Here is a 17792-nt window from a genome sequence, read left to right on the forward strand (position 1 = left end):
CTCGTCCAGGACGACCGTCTTGAACGCGGTGTTCTCGCCTTCTCGGCCCAGGTCCTGGGCGGTGAGGAACTTGCCGGCGCGGTGGCCGTCGTCGGAGGCCAGGGTGCCCCGGGCCAGGTGGAACAAGGCGAAGAGCGTGGTCAGGGCGATGGCCGCGTACAGCACCCAGGCGGTGGCGCGACGGGCGGAGCGGTAGGGCGGGGACGCAGACGGAGACGGTGGCGGTGCCAGGGGCGAGGGAGGGTACGGGTTCGGGCCGACGGACACCTCACACCTCCAGGGGGAGGGCGGCGGGAATCGGGACCCGTCGCGGGCCGGTGAGCATCTCGCCGAACGCCGACGCCTCGCGGGCCAGCACCCAGCGCAGCAGTTCCGTCAGGCTGGGGTCCGGCAGACCGTCGGGGTTCACGACGGCACTGGTCACGAAGGTCGCCATGGTGCCGAAGTCGGCCCGCGCCGCGCGCAGCAGGTTGTCGGCGCCCATCACCTCGCGCAGCCACAGCTCGGGCGGAACCCCCGTGGGGTCAAGGGATGTGTGCGCGAGCAGGTCGCCGCGGGTCACCACCACCGCGATCCGGGTCCTGGCCTGGCCCATGCCGTGTGCGCGATACCACCGGTGCACCTGGTCTCGGACCTGCATGTAGGCCCGTTCGGGGTCGGGCGTCTGGGAACGGTCGCCGGCGAGCCGGAGCCGTTCGTCGGGGTCGAGGGCGTTCCATACGGCGGGGACCGCCAGGGGGTCCAACACCAGCAGGAACGTGGTGGCCTCGCCCAGGTAGGTGAGGTCCTCGGTGCGGTCGGTGGTGTTGAACGATTCCCCGGCGGTGTCGTAGAGCTGCATCAGGAGGGCGCACCGGTCGGCCTCCACGCGCAGGGTCAGCCCTCGGGCCCGGCGCCCCGGTGGGGTGGACGGCACCCGGTGGTCGGGTGCGAGCCGGGGCCGGCTGTCGCGCAACCTCTGTTCGGTCTCGCGCCCCATCGCCACGGTGCGGGCGCGGACGTGGCGTTCGGCGGCGTACGTCAGGGCCACGTGCAGGCCGTGGGTGAGTCGGGTCTTGCCCGCGCCGGCCGCCCCGAACAACGGCAGGACGAACTCGCGGGCCTCGCCGGGCCGGTGCTCCAACACCTGGGCACAGTGCGGGCAGTGGGTACGCAGGTCGGCGCTGCCCAACAACAGCAGTGTGGGCAGGTCCCCGCCGCACACGCACCGGCGACGGAACACACCCCGTGCCCCGGGCCGCACGTCTCGGTGTCGCCGGCCGCAACCGTCGCACGCGTAGGAGGGGTAGGGCATGTGTTCGAAGCAGCGTGGGCACACCATACGGATCCGGCGTACGAACAGCGACGCGCCGTCCACCAGCCGTAGCGCGCCGACCCCCGTCCAGGCCACGGCGGAGTGGACCAGTGCCACCACCAGTTGCAAGCACAGGAACGGCGTCAGGAACACCACGAACGGGCCGGCGTCGAGGTGGACTCGGCGGTGTACCTCGGCCAGGTCCCGCCAAAGGGGACCGCCGTGGTACCCCCACCACGCGGATTCCTCGGGCCCCGGTGGTGTCACACGCGGACCGTCACCCCGATACAGCACCTCGTGGATCCGCCGTAGGTGCAGGACCACCAGGAACACGAGCCCGGCCGCCAGGGCGGCGGCGACCACCACGATCACCGTGTTGACCAGGAGGGCGAACACCCCCACGACACCTTCCACGACCCTCTCCTCCTGCGCTCTCATCGGCTCCCTCCGAAGCGCGGCCCGAACAGGCCGTTCGTCCTGTCGCGTTCTCGGACGCCGCGCACCCACCGGTCGAAGTCCCGTTCCCGGCCGGGGTCGTGGAAGGCCCGACGTGCCGCCGTCACGTCCCTGCGCGACCAGGTGGGCGCGGCGGGTTCCAGCACGTGGAGGAGGAGCGAGCGGCCCCGGTCGATCGCCATGGCCGGGCCTTGCGCGCACAGTCGTCGGGCGGTCAGGAAAACCCGTGCCACGAGTTCGGCCTCCAAAGGTCGCGGGGACAGACCCAGGATCGAACGGGGCGGCAGGGTCAGACGCTCGGCGGCCACGCGACGGTAGGCGTCGAACAGCGCGTCCGGGCAGTCGGCCAACGCCCGCGTGGCCAGGGGGCCCGTGTCCGTGCCGGTGTGCAGCAGGCGTAGTTCGCGCAGTACCGACACGGCGGAGGAGACCTCCCGATCCGCGGCGAAGAACGCGCCGATGGGATCGGCGGCCAGCGCGGTGAGGGTTCGACGCGGCAACGAGCCCAACACCCGCGCGACCCCGCGTCGCAGTGGGGCGTGCGCCTTCAACAGCTCGGCCAGTTCACGACCCGGCGGAACGTCGGCCAGCGCTCGGGCGAGGGGCTCGGCCCCGTAACGCTCCAACGCGGCCTCGGGCGGCCGCACCCCGCCCGCGCGGGTCCAGCGCAGCAGCTCCACCACGCGCGCGGGTTCGAGGGCACCGTCCAACAGTGCGGCCACCCGGTCCTCGGCCATGGACGACATTCGGGGAGATCGGATGGTCGCCACCGGGGGAGCGGGCGCACCGGACGCGATCCGGGCCAGGGAGTGCCGTACGAGCAGCCCTTCGGCCCGTTCGATCAGCTCCCACGAACCACAGGCGTGCGCCACCGTCTGGAGTCGTGCCGGTTCGTCATCCGCGCATTCCAGGGACGGATCGAGGAGCCGCCCCAGCAGCTCCCGGGCCGGCCCGCGGGGCAACCGGTCAACGGCTTCGGGCAACCAGGCGCGGACCACCCGCAGGTCGGGTTCGGTGACGGGGACACCGGCGTCGCTCAGACGGGCCGCCGCCAGCGGTGGCCGCCACATCGAAAGACCCTCTTCGGCCCCGGAGGCGTAGAGTCCGGCCGAGGCCCAGAGCCGCGGGGCGAGCTCCACACCGGTCAGCAACACGGTCGAGACCACCGACAGCGTGTCCGGGGTGGTCTCCGGTTCCCCCACCTCCTGTGCGGCGCAGTCGCCGGCCCCCAACCCCGCCGCCCCGAAGACGACGAAGCGATCGCGTAGCCCACCCGTGTCGGTCTCCGGCGGCACCGCCACCACGTGCACCGGGGCGTCCTCCGGGCTGCCGCTGTAGGTGGCGAAGGACATCCGCCGGGCGCGCCGGGGCGGCAACAGGTGGGACAGGGCGGCCACCCAGTGGGCGGCGTCCTCGTCCCGGGCCGGCAACAGCACCGGAGCACCTCCGTCGATGGCCGCGTCCACCGCCACCAGCAGCCGACGCAGCAATGCCTCGTCCCGGCCGCGAAGCCAGGCCGCGGTGCGCGTACGGTCCAACGGTCCCGCGACGGGGGAGAGCCGCGGCAGTTCGGGGTCGGTCACCGGCCGACCCGCCCAGAACCCCGCCCCCCACAACTCGGCGGGCAGCGGCCCCTCCTCCCCGTCCAACAGGAGACTGTGCGCGAAGTAGTTGCCCGGCCGGCCGGAGGGATCGTGTCCGCTGGAGACCACCCGGCTCAGCACACGCGCCCCGCCCAGGTCGGGGGAGTAACACAGGTTCACCGGGTGTCGGTGGACCTCCTTCGCCGGCATCGACCTCGGCGGTTCGTACACGGTGAACCGCTCCACCTCGCGCAGCACGCGCGTGTCCACACCCGGGGTGGCGGCGTTGAACTGGTAGCCGCCGCTGCCGGACAGACCGTGTTCGCACGAGGTGTAGTAGAGCTGCGCCGCACCCATCGCCTGAACGTGTCCCTTCCCTAGCGGTCCTTCGCCGGGACCACTCCGAACTCCGAGAGCATCCACAGGAACGGGTCCGCCACCCGATAGGGCCGCACCCCGCCGTGCAGCACGTTGTCCTCGTCGGGTCCCTCACCCAACGCCGACACCCCGAAGTACCGGGCGTTGGCGTAGTGCGTGCGCACGTGGACGTCGACGTCGGCCGCGCCCCAACGGTGCAGGAGCTGTTGGACCTGGGCGTGCACGTCCTGGCCGTCGCGGACGTCGAAGTGGGGCGCGTCCGGTTGGGGTCGTTGCAGGGGGGAACCCTCGTCCAGGTCCTCGCGCAGCGCGTCGATCTTGCTCAGGCACACCGCCACCGGTGTCCTGATCCGTCCCCGAACGTGGTCGGACCGTCGCATCAGCAGGTCCGTGACCCGGCCGAGCATGTCGAACGACCGGTTCCGCGGACTCTCCATCGCGGGCATCCGTGTTCCGGGCGCGGCCGAGGGACGGGCGCCCTTCATCTGCAACGGGTCCAGCAGCACGATCACCCCGTCGGCGTTGCGCAGGTAACGCAGGTTGGTCTCCACGCTGTCCATGTCGTGCAGGTCCTCGCCCGCGGTGTCCAGGAACGACAGCAGCGTGTGGTGCGGGCGGTCCATCAGCAGGCCGGGGCGTAGTCCGGTGTACCGGAAGACCAGGGGTTCGCGGGCCGTCCCGGTGCGCCGGGTCGCCCGCAGCAGCCGGCCCTCCTCGTACAGGGGGGCCTCGTAGTCGCTGCCGAACCGGTGCCGGGTGTGGTCGTCCGCGCCGCCCACCGACGCCCGGAAACGCGCGCCGACCCGGTGTTTCAACTCGTGGATGAGGACGGTCATGAACACGGTCTTGCCGGAGTCGCGGGCACCCACCAGCGCGATGACGCGGCCGCGCATCCGCCCGAAGTTCACCGGCAGCCGTGAGTGGCAGACCAGGCACACCTGTCGGTCGCTCGCCGACGAACACTCCGGGCAGTGGGCCCGGGGACGGCGGCCGTCGGCTTCGAACACCGGAGGCAGTCGTTCCTTGCGGCCCAGGTGGTCGCGCAGCGCCCGGTCCTCCTCCTCGGCGCACATCCGACCGTCGGGTCCGGGGCGTCCCGGGCAACGGAACCCGATCCGCCGTTCGGTGAAGACCGAGTAGCAGTACGGGCACACCAGACGCGACCCCGTGAGCGGGTTCGCGGGGACGACGAGGTTCACAGGCGCAGCTCCCTGACCGAGGGCTGGCGCAGGCGCACGGCGCCGCCCGGACCCAAGGGGAAGCACGTCAACCAGCCGGGGGCGGCGTCCCACGGCGGACGCACCCGTACCGACACCCGCTCACCGGCGTCCAGGTCCCGTGCGGGCAGGACCGACAACACCCGGTCCCGGCCGCTGCGCGCGTGCGGCTGCACCTCACCGGGGGTGAACACGACCGCGATCCGCGGCATCCGACAGGGCACGTCCGCGCTCAGGTGCACCAGCCGTTCGCGGCGCAGCAACCCCACCGGTTCGACCCGGTAGTCCAGGACGACGCGGCCGGGCAGGCGCACGGTCGTGGGAACGCTCAACGCCTCGTCGGTTCCGGAGTGGACGGTGGTGCGGACCGTCACCACGAGGGGACCCGAACCCATGGGAGTCTCGAACCCGCCCTCGGCGTCGTAGCGCACACGCGTGCGTCGCTCCCAACCGGCGGGCTCCCCGTCGGTCTCCTCCGCCCACGTCACCAGGGCCGATGAGGTGTGCTCCGGCCAGGACCAGCCGAGCCGCACCACGGTGTCGTATCGTTCGGCCCGCAGACCCGTCACGGGCGGGGCGACGACCACCCGCACGGGCGAGCCCACCACCCGGTGCTCCCCGTCCTCGGTCATGGCCACCACGTGGGAGACCCCGGCCGGCAGGGACAGCGATAGCCGGTGGCGACCGTCGGACCCCTGGACGGGTTCGCCCGCCACCGGGGCCCCCGACGTCGCCGCGGTCGCGGTCCGGCCCGTGTACAGCCTCACCCGACCCCGTTTCGGTGGGGTCCAGGACGCCACCCGACCGCCTTCGCCCGGGTCGACGCGAAGGTCGCGCACGGGTTCGGCCCGCGGCCCCGGCACCGCCCTGATCAGCAGCCCCGGGGAACCCCGTGTCCACCCCTGCGAGGTCAGGTACACCGCCCGTACCCGGTAGAAGTACTCCTGGTCGGCGCGCACCGACGTGTCGCGAAAGCCCGACCCGTCGTGCTCCACCGACACCACCCCGGTGCCCTTGCCGTGCGGTGGCGCGCCGGCTCCGCGCAGCACCTCCACCCGGGTCGCCTCCGGTGGCCGATGCCAGGACACCGACACCTCCGACTCGTCGACCGTCGTCCGCACCTCGGACACGTCCGGGGCGATCATCGCCGGGGTGCTCACCGACGCCTCCGACTCCTGGCCCTCTCGAACCGTCACCACCGCGTAGTGGGCGTCCACGCCCGCGCCGATTCGGTCGTCGACCAGTTCGACGCCGGTCACCTCACCGAGAGACTCCTCACGAGCGGTGCCTCCGCGACCGGTCCGGCGAGTCACCCGGTAGCCGACCGGGCCCTGCGTATTCGTGTCCGGCCGCCACGTCACCACCACGCGTGACCCGTCCACCCGTGCGGTCACGCCCCGAGGCGGGGACGGTGTCCGTGTTCGTGCGGTCGTTCCCCGACCTGCGGGGGCTTCGGTGGAATCCAACGGGTGGCCTTTCACCGTGGGGACGAAGGTGCTCGGCAGGATTCGACGAGCATACTTCGCAGAGCCCCGTCCCAACGTGGCGAAACACCCTTTTGCGAAACGACTCGGGGGCCGTTTTCGACCTTTTGCCGGAACGGAAGCGAAAATTCTCTCCGATAAAGGTGAAAAGGGATGAATCTATGGCAGGGATCCCTGTGAGGTCCGTGACAACGCCTGGTCCATCCGCGTCGCCAGATCGTCGCTCAGCAGCCGCGCGTAGGTGCCGGTGATGTGGTGGGAGTCCCGGTACACCAGCACGTTGCCGATCACCACCGAACACGTGCCCTCGACACAGAACCGGTCGGTGAGGTCGACGATCTCGGCGTCCTCGACCTGCTCCACCGCCACCTCCTGCGGGTCGGCGGTCTCCATGGCCTGTTCGATCGGACGGTCGCACTCGGTCGGGCTCTCGATGTTGGCGGCCAGGCAGTCCAACACGTCCTGGCTCACCCGCGGGGTGTCGCGTACGGCCAGTACCGGCACGCCTGCTTCGGTGATCTCATCCCACAGTTCCGCCATGCCCTCGCCCATGACCCGTTGGACCTCCGCGGGGCCCTCGTCCCCCAGACCATAGGGGTTGCCCTTCACCGAGGAACTGGTGAACACCAGGTCGGGGTCGATCTCCAGGATCTCGTCGACGGTCTCGCGGTTCCACTCCTGACAGTTCTCGTAGGGCCCGCCGTCCCGTCCCACCAGGATGTCGGTGAACGCGCACGCGGACTTGCTCAGGACCACCAGGCGCCAGCCGCGCTCCTCGCCGAGCTCCTCCAGGGCGGGGATCCACTGCAGACTGTGCGAGTCGCCGGTGATCACCACGGTCGACTCGGCGTCGTCGGGGCCGTAGGCGCACCAGTCGCTGGGATCGTCGTCGTCGAACCCGGCGTGACAACCGTCGTCGTAGGTACGGGGCACGTCGTCCTCGGCGTCGATGGGGGAGGGGTAGAGCATCTCCGAGGACACGGCCCCGCTCTCCAACGCCTTGGGCCCCACGTGCACGGACGGGTCGAACTCGACCGAGGCCATCCGGTCGACCCGGTGCGTGGCGGCGGCCGAGACCAGGGCCACCCCCAGGATCCCGCACACGGCCAGCGCCAGCGCGGCGCGGCCGCTGCGCACGAGCTTGTGCCGGGCCACCGGATCCTCCACCCACACCTTGGTTCCCCAGGCCAGCAGCACCGAGACCCCGGCCGCGAGCGCGATGCCGAGCGGACCGAGAGAGGCCCGACCGAGCAGTTCCAGCGTGAAGATGATGACGGGCCAGTGCCACAGGTACAGCGAGTAGGAGATGTCGCCGAAGAACCGGGCCGGTCGGGTGCTCAACACGACCGAGGCGGCCGGCCCGGAGGGGCTCTCGGCCGCGATCACCGCGACGCAACCCAGGATCGGCAGCAGCGCCGTGTACCCGGGAAAGGGAGTGCCGGAGTCGTAGAGCAGCGCCGATGCCACGATCGCCGCCAGCCCGAGCCATCCCAGCGGCAGCCGCAGACGTTCCGGCAGCGACCCCTGGGACATCGCCACGGCCGACAATCCGCCCGCCGCGAGCTCCCAGGCCCGGGTGACCGGCCAGAAGTAGGCGCCCGCGTCACCGGAGAGGGTCATCCAGATCGAGCAGGCCAGGGACGCCACGAACACCGTGCCGAGCACGGCGGTCAGCACCCCGTTCCCCGCTCGCCACCGACGCGCCGCCAACGCCCACAGCAGGAACAACAGCGGCCACACCAGGTAGAACTGCTCCTCCACCGAAAGCGACCAGAAGTGCTGCACTGGGCTGGGCGGGGTCTCCGCCGCCAGGTAGTCCAGCGCCTGGTCGGCCAGGTACAGGTTCTCCACCCACAGGGCCGAGGCGAGCAACTGCCAGGCGGTGTCGCCCAGCCTGGTCACCGGCAACACCACCAGTGACACCACGCCGGTGACGAGGAGGACCAGTGTGGCCGCGGGCAGCAACCTGCGCACCCGCCGCACGTAGAACTTCGCCAGCGACACCCGCCCGTGTTCGGTGACCTCGCGCAGCAGCAACGACGTGATGAGGAAACCCGAGATCACGAAGAAGACGTCGACGCCCACGTAACCACCGGGGAGCAGTTCCGGCTCCAGGTGGTAGACGAGCACGAGCAGGACGGCGAGGGCGCGGAGGCCTTGTACCTCGGGTCGGAACCTGGTCAGGGTGGTTCCGGTCCGCCCATCGCCCTTGCCTGAGGAAGGGATGGGCGGTTGCGCGGGGAGAGCGGGTGATCGCATTGTGCCATGGTGGCGTGTCCCGGGAAACCTCTGGCACAGACACGGCAATGCTTCAGTGAGAATTTCCCGAACCGTCGTTCCGAAGTGAACCCGGCCTGTCTCGAACGTCACCGAATCACCCACTCCGGGACACCGTTCCGCCCCACGATGACCTATGGGTAACGCAGATCACACCCTGGTCGGAGTTTCCTGTTTCCCCGTCGAAAGAACGCAGGAAACGAGGCGATCGACCTTTCTGATTCCGCCCTTTCCGAACATTATCGAGTTGCGGTCGAGTTGTCGTGATCAGGGGAGTGTGTCGTTTTTCCCTGTTTGATGGCAAGTTTCGAGGCCGCGGAAACGACATCTTCCCGAAAGGTCGGAAGGACGCCATGAACAGCTGTTTCGTCAACTACCGGACGGGCGACGGAGAACATGTAGCGACGCTGATCGACCGGGAGCTCTCCCGGCACTTCGGCGAGGAGGAAGTGTTCCGAGCCAGTAAGTCGATCCCTTCCGGAGCGGACTTCGAGAAGGAGCTGCGCAGGGCCGCCGCCGACTGCGCGGTGCTCTTGGCCGTCATCGGTCCCCGCTGGGCGTTGCCGGGAGATGACGGACGTCGACCCTTGGACGACCCCGAGGACTGGATCAGAAGGGAGATCGTCCTCGCGTTCGACTCCGATGCCACCGTCATCCCCGTCCTGGTGGAGAACACGCCCCGTCTCAGGTCCGCCGACCTGCCCGCCGATCTCGCGCCCTTGGCCCGCTGTCAGTACCGCCGCTACCGGCACCGCAACAACGAGAGTGACATCGAGGAGCTCGTGGCGGCCGTCGAGATCGCCGTACCGGACCTGGAGGACAAGGCCGCCTGTCGGGCCGGGCAAAGGGACGAACAGGTGGCGGACCGGCCCGGCACCACCAACACGATGCGCGACGTCGACGGTTACGCGGTCCAGTCTCAAGAACACACCGTCAACGGGGTCGCGGGGGTCAGTGGTGAGGTCGGCAGCATCATCACCGGATCCCCGGGCACTGTGCATCACGGGACCGGGGACATCAATCAGAACTCGCCGACCCACCACGGCACCGGTGACCAGATCATCGGCGCCCCCGAGCGGCGGAGGACACGGTGACCCCACCCGAGGCGCCGATCGACTCGACCCTGGTGGAATCCGACGAGAGCACGCTCCACTCCGGGCACGGGGACATCAATCAGAACTCGCCGACCCACACCGGCTCAGGAAACCAGCTCGTGTTGTCCGGGGTCTCCTTGGAAGAGGCCTCGCAATTCGAAATCGATGACGAGGGGCGCCTGCGGCGTCGGCGTGAACGCCATGTCATCGCCGAAGATCGCCTCGGGAATCTGCGTCGTCGCTTCGTCGCTCCTCCGAACCTGGACGAGGACGGCCTGCGCGAACATCTCGCCACCTATGGTGCCGTGGTGCTGGTCGGTGGTCAGGGTGAAGGCCTGCGCACCGCGGCCCAGATGCTGTTGGTCCCACGAGGTCAGGAAGACGACCACGACATCCGTGAGGACCTCACCACCGAGGACGAGGTTCCGCGCCTGGACGTGGGAACGTTGCGGGGAGGGGAGCGACTGTTGCTCGACCTCACCCGCAACGGGGTTCCACGGACACGGGAGATCCTCCGTTGGCTGGAACCCCTCCGGAACCATGCGCGTCGGGCAGGCGCCCGTCTGGTCGTGCTCTTCGACTCCAAGGACAAGGACGACATCCCGATCGAACTGCGCGATCACGTGGTCCGACCGGGGCGTCCCGACCCTCTTGCGGTACTCCGCAGCCACCTCGACGCCAAGGACGTTCACGGGTTCTTCCCGGCCCACGCCCACAAGCATGTACGGGAGTGGGCCGTCCGGGCCTCGATGGGGGAAGTGGAGGAGCTGGCGCGCAGGGTGAAGGAGGTGGGCAAGGAGCGTGGTGGTGAAGGGCTCATCGGGGAGTGGCTCGACGCGGCTCTGAAAGGTGACACGGACAAGCTCCTCGAACCATTGAGGAAAGCGGGTGGTCGTGGTCGCGCGCTGTTGCTCGCCGCCTCCGTCCTGGAAGGAACATCGGTGGAGCGCCTCGCCACGGCGGTGGAGCACCTCCTGCCGATGGTCCGTCTTCCCGAGGACGTGACACCTTTGATCGAACGTCCCCACTTTCGGACGGAACTGTCGGAACTGGGACTGGAGGTCGGAGCGGACCGTCGGGTCCGGTTCCGGCGCGTTGGTCAGGCCGCCGCGATCCGGGCCGAACTCTGGGACGCGCACCCTTGGCTGCACGACGTGTTCGACCGATGGGTCGATATTTGTGTCCGCGGCCCGGTCCTGTCACCGACCGACCGCGACCGGGTCGCCGAACGGTGGACCGAGCAGAGGTTGCGGGTGGACCGGCCGGACCGGGTGTTCACCGCGGCCATGGATTGGAGTGGCGGGGCCGAGAAGGCTGGGAACAGGGCACCTCAGTCCGCGATCGCCCTGTCCACGGCCCTCAAGGATCCGCGGTACGGGCGCCTGACCCGCCGACAGATCTACCGATGGGGAGAAAGGCCACCATCCGAACGACTCTCCCATGTCCTGATCGCGGTGTGCGCTCAGGAACTCGCTCGTACCCACCCGGAACGGGCCCTGGTCCGGCTGCACCTGTTCGCGAGTCACGCGGCCGACAAGGTCTCCGAGGCCGCGCGCTCGGAGTTGAAGGGGCTGGCCCGGGACCGTTCCTTCCACCGGCGGGCCGTACGGAGGTTCTCCTACAAGCTCCGTGAGCGGAACGAAGCCGTGGACCGGACCTTGTTCCGGGAGATGACATGCCCCGATCTCCTGCTGCGCGGTGGTGGGCGACATCCGATCGAACCCGGCGTGCTGGCCATGGTCGCCGAAGGGCTTCCACTCCTCCTCCAACACGAACCGGATCGGACCAGGGAATACGGAGAGCTCTGGATCGGCCGTTCGGAACAGTTCACGGAGATTCTGGTGGTGGCGGCGACGCAGGCGCGAACCCTGGCCGTCCTCTACACGACAGCGCTGCGTCTGCCCCGATACGGCGAGGGCACCCAAGAACCGTCAGGTCGAAGAAGAGAACGGGACGCCCTCCTCCGCAGGATCGATGAGGCACAGGGAATTCCGCCCACTCGGGAGCGTGTGGCTCCGCGAAAGGAGAACGGATGAACGGCACACGTCGAGGTGTGGTCATCATGCTCGGGGTGGTGGCCGTACTCGTCGCCGCCCTGTATCCGCTGATGGACCTGTGGATCTTGGTGGCGGCACCGGTCATGCTGCTTTTCGGTGGACTGGTGCTCATGTTCGGCAGCACCAGGCCGTCGGTCCCCGGGCAGACCGAAACCCCGCCGGATCCGTTCATGGAGAGCGGGCCGCGGAACGTTCGCATCAAGGACGAACCGCTGTCCAGCCGGGACGAGCACTATCCCTTCCTGTTCTCGGCGATGGTGATGTGGCGGTGGACGGGTGTCCCCGACCCTCGTCTGCACAACCCGGCCGGCCAGGCCCAACGGGTCGTCGCGGAACAGGCGCGCAAGGGCGTGGTCCGGTTTCGTCCGGAGCACTACGACATGGCCCGGCATCAGCTCGCGGCCGATCTGGGTGTGGCCGTGTACGCGTACGACGGGGCCCTGGAGGTGTGGGCCGAGGACGTCGAACTCACCCTCTCCGACGACGACATGACGCGTCTGGAACGGCTTTCGCGAATGCGCAAGGAGAGCGTGGTCTGGGAGGTGGAGAAGTCGGTCGAGTCCGCCAAGCGCCGGTATTACGCCGATGACGTCCTGGCGACGCCGGGCAGCGCGATCGTGTGGGACCTGGTGCGGGGAGACGCGGACGTGGGCCGAACCCATGGTCTCATCGAAACGCTCGCGCGGTTGGCCGAGGCCTCCAAGGGCGAAGACCTGTCCGACCTGCTGGTGCGCCTTCGGGGCGCCGCTCCTGAGGAGTTCGCCTTCCTCGGCGAGTCCGAGCCGGAGGTCCGGGAGTACCGGGATGACCGAAGGGGTCATGGGTTCGACGACTTCGTTCCCCCTGGGACCATGGACGACCACACTACTTCGGACGCCTCCGATACGGCCCGGCTCATCCTTTCCTGGTACGACGATGAGGACGAGGACACCAGGATGCAGAACGTGCATCGCCAGGTCAGGCTCTTGGAGGACGCGGGGGCTCGGGACATCGCCAGGGAGCTCCGGAGCCTTTACCCGCTGCCCGACGATGAGGACTTCGAGGAGGCCGAACCCTCTGACGGTCGTCGACCCGCCCCCGACCTCGCGGGCGCGGACTGGATCGGTCATGAGACCGACACACCCATCAACACGCGCAACGGCTATGGAGCTCCTCTGAAGTGAGCCCTCACCGGGGCCGCGTCCCAAGGGCGCGGCCCCACACGGTCGTTCAAACGCCGTGGAGCACGCTCAACAGCCGGGGCGAGAGCTCTCGAACGGGGGCGTGACCGTGGTGCCGGTTCAGGGCCTGATGCAGGCGGCGAAGGTCCACGCGAACCGTCGCCGAGTCCGAACCGGCCCCTTCGCCCAGTAGTTCCTCGGTGAGGGCGCAGGCGTGGTCGACCTCGCCGGACAACGCGTGCGCCAGGGCACGGCGAACTCCGAAGCGGGCACGGGCACGTGCGGCGTTCACGGGTAGGGCCGCGCACTCCTGATCCAGAAGTCGTGCGGCTTCCTCCGTCCGCCCCAGGTCGACCAGGCACCAGCCACGCACCACACCGACCGGATCACCTACGTGGCTGGAACCGAGTATCTCCGGGCCTCCGTTGTCGCCGGGGTCGGATGTCAACAGGGTGCGGGCGCGTTCCAGGGCACGCTCACATGAGAGGGGATCACCGGCCAGCGCGTGGCCCTGGGCCTCACGCTTGGCCGCGAGACCCTGTACGCGATCGGAGGTCGATGGGTCGCGTTGTGCGTGTCGGGCCAGTTCGAGCGTGCCCAGTCCGTCGTGGGCGTACATCGTGACCAGCGCCCTGCGAACGAGCGCGTACTCACCCATGTTCCGGTCTCCCCCTTCCCGAGCCATCGCAACGGCGGTGTCGGTCCACCACAGGGCGCGCCGGTCGTCTCCGGACTCCTGCGCCATCCATCCCGCGTACTCGGCGAAGCGAGCGGCCAGTCGCAGGGTCTCCGGCCGGTCTGCGGGGGAGGCCGACGCGGCGAGCTGCCTGAGCGCGTTGGCCAGGGAGACCGCGACGGGGAAGACCATGGAGGGCGCGGTGTGCTGTCCCAGTGAGCGCAGACCGCCCAGTTGCGCGCGAAAGCCCTCCAGGGCCGGCGCGACCTCGCGAGTGCGGGAAGAGGGGTTCGGATCCCCGATCTCCAGTAAGGAGAAGGCACTGAGGGAGAGGACGGTGCGCCGGTCGAGGCCGACGAATCCCGTCTCACCGTTCGGGGTCAGGCCCATCAGCCATACCTCCTGTTCTTGGGTGGTGGACTCCGTCGGGGTGTCGTGCCGGGGGATGGAGGGATCGGTCCGCACCAGGGCGGCGAGCTCTCCGTTCGCGTCCAGTGCCGCGTCACAAGCACGGGCGACGTCGGAGGTGGCGGGCTTGGTCCCGTTCTCCACCTTGCTCAGGTAGCCCTTGCTGTAGTGGGCGCGGCGGCTCAGTGCTTCGAGACTCATCCCGGCCGTCGTTCGACGGCGACGGAGTTCGGTATGGAACATTCTGGTCACCTCTGCTGATTTCGTCGGGGGTGTCCCGCCGCCCGGTGATGGGGGAGGCGGGAAACGTGGGCTTCGAGGTCAGGAGGGGGAGGTTCCCGCGGCGACACGGGAGGGTCTCCGGAGGAGCACGACTCGGCATTGGTGGCACGAGCACGCTCGTTCTCGGGCAGACTGGCATGTGGACCTTCCCAAGTCATTCCCCTGCCCCCGCAAGAGGAGACACCCGTGGCCACCTACACGCGCACCCGCCTGACGGCGGTCGTCGTGGTGCTGCTCGTCCCGGCGGTGCTGTATCCGCTGGTCGGGCTGTGGACACTGGTGTGGATTCCGGTGGCGTTGATGCTGCTGGGGGTGGCCCTGGCGCGGCCGGCGGTGTTGGCCGGAGTCGGGCCCGCACTGGCGCGGGCGCTGTCCGCGACCGAGTCCGAGGCCGAACCACGACCCGTTGAGGCCGAGGAGCGTCGCGATGGTTCCGACCGGGGCTCCGACCATGGCGACGAACCCGACCCGGTGCCCGCCCCGCGTGGCGAGAGCGGCACCCGCGGGATACGTCTGCGCCGCACCGCGCTGCCCAGCGCCGAGGACGACTACGACTTCGTTTTCTCCGCGCGGGTGCACTGGCGGTGGGCCGGCCGGGTCGACCTGCGCCTGCGCAACCCCGCCGGTCCCGCCTCGCGTTCGATCCTGCTGCGCGCCCGTGAGCTCCTGGCCCACACCCTCCCGCAGGACCGTGGGGTGGTCGAGGTCGAGCTGACCGCGCTCTTCGCCACGGAGTCCCCCGTGGCCGACGGCATCGTCGAGGTGTGGGCCGACGACGTGCGCGTGGACCTGGACGACGAGGACGAGGAGCGCCTACGGAGCATCGTCCGCCTGCGCAAGGACCGCGCCCTGTGGGAGGCCGAGCACGAGGCCGAGTCGGTGCGCGCCGTCCTGCGGGACGCCCCGGCGAGCGGACCGGGACCCGTACCCGGCGGCCCGGCGCCGGACCCGAGGCCCTCGCCCGCGCGTCCGTCGTCCGAGGAGTCGATCGAGGAACTGTCCGGCCAGATCATCGAACACTTCGAGCACCCCGTCTCCGGCAGCGGTGTCGACGACGAGGGTTACGAGAGCTACTGGTGGCCCGCCGACCCCGGTGAGGACGAGGCCGCCATGCAGCAGGACGTCCAGGTCGCCATCCTGCGCGGGCTGATCGAATCGGTCCCGGGCGAGGCCGAGCGCGCCGCGTTCGTCCGGGAACAGGTGCACATCCTGGAGCGCGGCGGCTTCGCCCACGTGGCCGAGCGCATCCAGTCCGTCTACCCCGACCACTGATCCCGGGTCACTGACCCCGGCCCCGGACTCGGGCCGCTCACCGCGATGAGTTCTCCCCGTTCGGGAAGTCTCCCCTGTTGTCGACGTCACCCCTCGACCACACAGGAGGAACACGTGTCGCAACTGCTGAGAGTCCAGAACTTCAGTGTCTCCGAGGACGGGATCGCCGCCGGGCGGAACCAACGCCTCGACAGCCCGTTCGGCGACGTCGATCGTCCCGAGCTGCTCTTCGAGTGGGCAGGGGCCACGGCGGGATGGCCGGGCCGCACCGACCCGGGAGGCAGCCGGGGCCTCGACGACTACTTCACGCGCGACTTCGCGAACAACATCGGCGCCGAGATCATGGGCCGCAACAAGTTCGGCCCCCAGCGCGGGCCTTGGCCCGACCACGAGTGGCGCGGCTGGTGGGGAGAGGAACCACCGTTCCACACCCCGGTGTTCGTGATGACCCACCATGAGCGCCCCTCGTTCACGCTGTCCGACACCACGTTCCACTTCGTCGGAGGCGACCCGGCCACGGTCCTGGAGCAGGCGCGGCGGGCCGCGGGCGGCGGGGACGTCCGACTCGGCGGCGGGGTCACCACCATCCGTCGGTTCCTCGAAGCCGACCTCGTCGACACGATGCACGTGGCGGTCGCGCCGCTGGAACTCGGGGCCGGTCTGAAGCTCTGGGAGTCCCCCGAGGAGCTGCTCGACCGGTTCCACCTGGAGGTCGTGCCCAGTCCGAGCGGTGTGCGGCACCACCTGTTCTGGCACAGGTGACGCGAGGGCTCCGATCCCGGACATGCCCGGGTACGGGGCTCAGGCGGTGGTGAACTTGGGGGAGTAGGCGGCGTGCAGGACCAAAGTGGCCGCGCCGATGGCCCCGACGTCCTCACCGATCAGGGACGGCTCCACCCGTACCCGGCGCACCCCGCGGGCTATGGTGCGTTCGGCCACCGCGCGGTCCAGCGCCCGGGCGTACAGCGCCCCGATGTGCGACATGCCCCAGCCGCCCAGCACCACCACCGGGACGTCCACCAGGTTGAGCAGGGTCACCGCGGCGTCGCCCAGGCGCCGACCGGCCTCGCCCACCACCGCCGCGGCGACGGGGTCCCCGGCGCGCGCCTCCCGGCACACCTTCCGGTACGCCGCCACCGTGCGGGCCTGTCCGCGTTCGTAGTCCGCCCGGTCCTCCCCACGTCGGCGGGCGGCCTCGGTGGCGACGGCGTGCGGGGCCGTGTAGGTCTCCAGGCAACCCCGGTTGCCGCACGGGCAGTCCGGTCCCCGAGGGTCCACGGTCACGTGACCGATCTCGGCCGCGTTGAAGGTGCCGCCGCGGTACACGTCGCCGTCCAGCACCAGACCGCCGCCGATGCCGGTGCCCACGTACACGAACGCCATGTCCTCGGAACGCTCCCCGCCCCCGGCCCAGCGCTCGCCGATGGTCGCGGCGGTGGCGTCGTTGTCGATCACCACGGCCAACCCGGTGCGTTCGGCCAGGTCCTCACGGAGCGGAACCGACCGCCAGCCGGGCAGGTGGGGCGGGGTGACGGCGCTCGCGGAACGGTCGATCGGCCCGGGCGTGGCCACCCCCAGCCCCAGGACCCGATCGGGGGCGGGCGAGTCCGCCACGATGGCGCGCACCGAACGGCTCAGGGCGTCGATGACCCGGCGCGGACCTTGGGCCGAAGGTGTGCGCCTGCGGGCGCGGGCCACCACCCGGCCGGCCAGGTCGGTGACGATCAGGGTGGTGGAGGCCGGGTCGATGTGCATGCCCACCGCGTAGTAGGCGCCGGCGTTGAGCCGCAGCATGGTGGCCGGTTTGCCGCCTCGGGAGACGGCCCGACCGTCCTCCAGGACCAGGCCGTTCTCCAACAGGCGCCGCACGATGTTGGAGACCGTCTGCGCGGTCAGCCCGGTCTGTTCGGCCAGTTCGACCCGGCTGACCCCGTCGGAGCGGCGTACCGCGTCGAGCACCCTGCTCTGGTTGAGGTCGCCCAACCACAACAGGTTGGTGCTGGTGCGCATGCGTGGAGTCCCTCCGCCTTGCCGGTGCGGACGCCCGGCCGTCCGTCCCACCCGAGGGTAACCGCACCGGTTCACCTCACTTCCCCCATTGTCTTTATCCAAGGTTTTTAGTAAGCATGTGATGCGGCTCACTTTCTCGGGTCG

The 17792-nt window shown here is 70.0% G+C and carries 13 protein-coding genes; 5 read left to right on the plus strand and 8 right to left on the minus strand.

The features are described from left to right. The 6 genes from ABZ717_RS08370 to ABZ717_RS08395 form a co-directional block, all read right to left on the minus strand. A partial coding sequence (locus ABZ717_RS08370; RefSeq protein WP_358507276.1) for a hypothetical protein occupies window positions 1-267 on the minus strand: 267 nt, incomplete at its 3' end. Between the two features lies 1 nt (window position 268). Beyond that, entirely contained in the window at window positions 269-1708 is a 1440-nt protein-coding gene (locus ABZ717_RS08375; protein ID WP_358507278.1) for a hypothetical protein, read from the minus strand. 20 nt (window positions 1709-1728) lie between these two features. Beyond that, window positions 1729-3690 (minus strand): GTPase-associated protein 1-related protein, encoded by a 1962-nt coding sequence (locus ABZ717_RS08380; RefSeq protein WP_358507280.1) that lies wholly within the window; start codon window positions 3688-3690, stop codon window positions 1729-1731. 20 nt (window positions 3691-3710) lie between these two features. Further along, window positions 3711-4910 (minus strand): hypothetical protein, encoded by a 1200-nt coding sequence (locus ABZ717_RS08385; protein ID WP_358507282.1) that lies wholly within the window; start codon window positions 4908-4910, stop codon window positions 3711-3713. Continuing rightward, window positions 4907-6187: a hypothetical protein gene (locus ABZ717_RS08390; protein ID WP_358507284.1), complete on the minus strand. Its 1281-nt coding sequence runs from the start codon at window positions 6185-6187 to the stop codon at window positions 4907-4909. Before ABZ717_RS08390 ends, ABZ717_RS08385 begins: the two co-directional genes overlap by 4 nt. Before the next feature lie 384 nt (window positions 6188-6571). Beyond that, window positions 6572-8671, minus strand: a complete 2100-nt coding sequence (locus ABZ717_RS08395; protein ID WP_358507286.1) for an acyltransferase family protein — start codon at window positions 8669-8671, stop codon at window positions 6572-6574. A gap of 371 nt (window positions 8672-9042) precedes the next feature. Here ABZ717_RS08395 and ABZ717_RS08400 point away from each other — a divergent pair, with 371 nt between their 5' ends. From ABZ717_RS08400 to ABZ717_RS08410, 3 genes are read left to right on the plus strand one after another with little or no spacing between them, the layout of a single operon-like run. Beyond that, window positions 9043-9783, plus strand: a complete 741-nt coding sequence (locus ABZ717_RS08400) for a toll/interleukin-1 receptor domain-containing protein (RefSeq protein WP_358507288.1) — start codon at window positions 9043-9045, stop codon at window positions 9781-9783. Next, complete coding sequence (locus tag ABZ717_RS08405) at window positions 9780-11819, plus strand: hypothetical protein (protein ID WP_358507290.1); 2040 nt, start codon at window positions 9780-9782, stop codon at window positions 11817-11819. The genes ABZ717_RS08400 and ABZ717_RS08405 overlap by 4 nt, the downstream gene beginning before the upstream one ends. Continuing rightward, complete coding sequence (locus tag ABZ717_RS08410) at window positions 11816-13003, plus strand: hypothetical protein (protein WP_358507292.1); 1188 nt, start codon at window positions 11816-11818, stop codon at window positions 13001-13003. Before ABZ717_RS08405 ends, ABZ717_RS08410 begins: the two co-directional genes overlap by 4 nt. 46 nt (window positions 13004-13049) lie before the next feature. Here ABZ717_RS08410 and ABZ717_RS08415 read toward each other — a convergent pair whose 3' ends face one another. Next, window positions 13050-14327 (minus strand): helix-turn-helix transcriptional regulator, encoded by a 1278-nt coding sequence (locus ABZ717_RS08415; RefSeq protein WP_358507294.1) that lies wholly within the window; start codon window positions 14325-14327, stop codon window positions 13050-13052. 225 nt (window positions 14328-14552) lie between these two features. Between ABZ717_RS08415 and ABZ717_RS08420 the strand changes: the two genes are divergently transcribed. Next, entirely contained in the window at window positions 14553-15638 is a 1086-nt protein-coding gene (locus ABZ717_RS08420) for a hypothetical protein (protein ID WP_358507296.1), read from the plus strand. 114 nt (window positions 15639-15752) lie between these two features. Continuing rightward, window positions 15753-16400, plus strand: a complete 648-nt coding sequence (locus ABZ717_RS08425) for a dihydrofolate reductase family protein (protein WP_358507297.1) — start codon at window positions 15753-15755, stop codon at window positions 16398-16400. 39 nt (window positions 16401-16439) lie between these two features. Here ABZ717_RS08425 and ABZ717_RS08430 read toward each other — a convergent pair whose 3' ends face one another. Then, window positions 16440-17648: an ROK family transcriptional regulator gene (locus ABZ717_RS08430; RefSeq protein ID WP_358507299.1), complete on the minus strand. Its 1209-nt coding sequence runs from the start codon at window positions 17646-17648 to the stop codon at window positions 16440-16442. Window positions 17649-17792: the final 144 nt, after the last annotated feature.

It is taken from the genome of Nocardiopsis sp. NPDC006832, assembly GCF_040635885.1.
Classification (GTDB): Bacteria; Actinomycetota; Actinomycetes; order Streptosporangiales; family Streptosporangiaceae; genus Nocardiopsis.

Coding starts and splice junctions, on each gene's coding strand:
- ABZ717_RS08395 (WP_358507286.1), bottom strand. CDS start 8,671: ATGCGATCACCCGCTCTCCCCGCGCAACCGCCCATCCCTTCCTCAGGC.
- ABZ717_RS08400 (WP_358507288.1), top strand. CDS start 9,043: ATGAACAGCTGTTTCGTCAACTACCGGACGGGCGACGGAGAACATGTA.
- ABZ717_RS08430 (WP_358507299.1), bottom strand. CDS start 17,648: ATGCGCACCAGCACCAACCTGTTGTGGTTGGGCGACCTCAACCAGAGC.
- ABZ717_RS08415 (WP_358507294.1), bottom strand. CDS start 14,327: ATGTTCCATACCGAACTCCGTCGCCGTCGAACGACGGCCGGGATGAGT.
- ABZ717_RS08410 (WP_358507292.1), top strand. CDS start 11,816: ATGAACGGCACACGTCGAGGTGTGGTCATCATGCTCGGGGTGGTGGCC.
- ABZ717_RS08380 (WP_358507280.1), bottom strand. CDS start 3,690: ATGGGTGCGGCGCAGCTCTACTACACCTCGTGCGAACACGGTCTGTCC.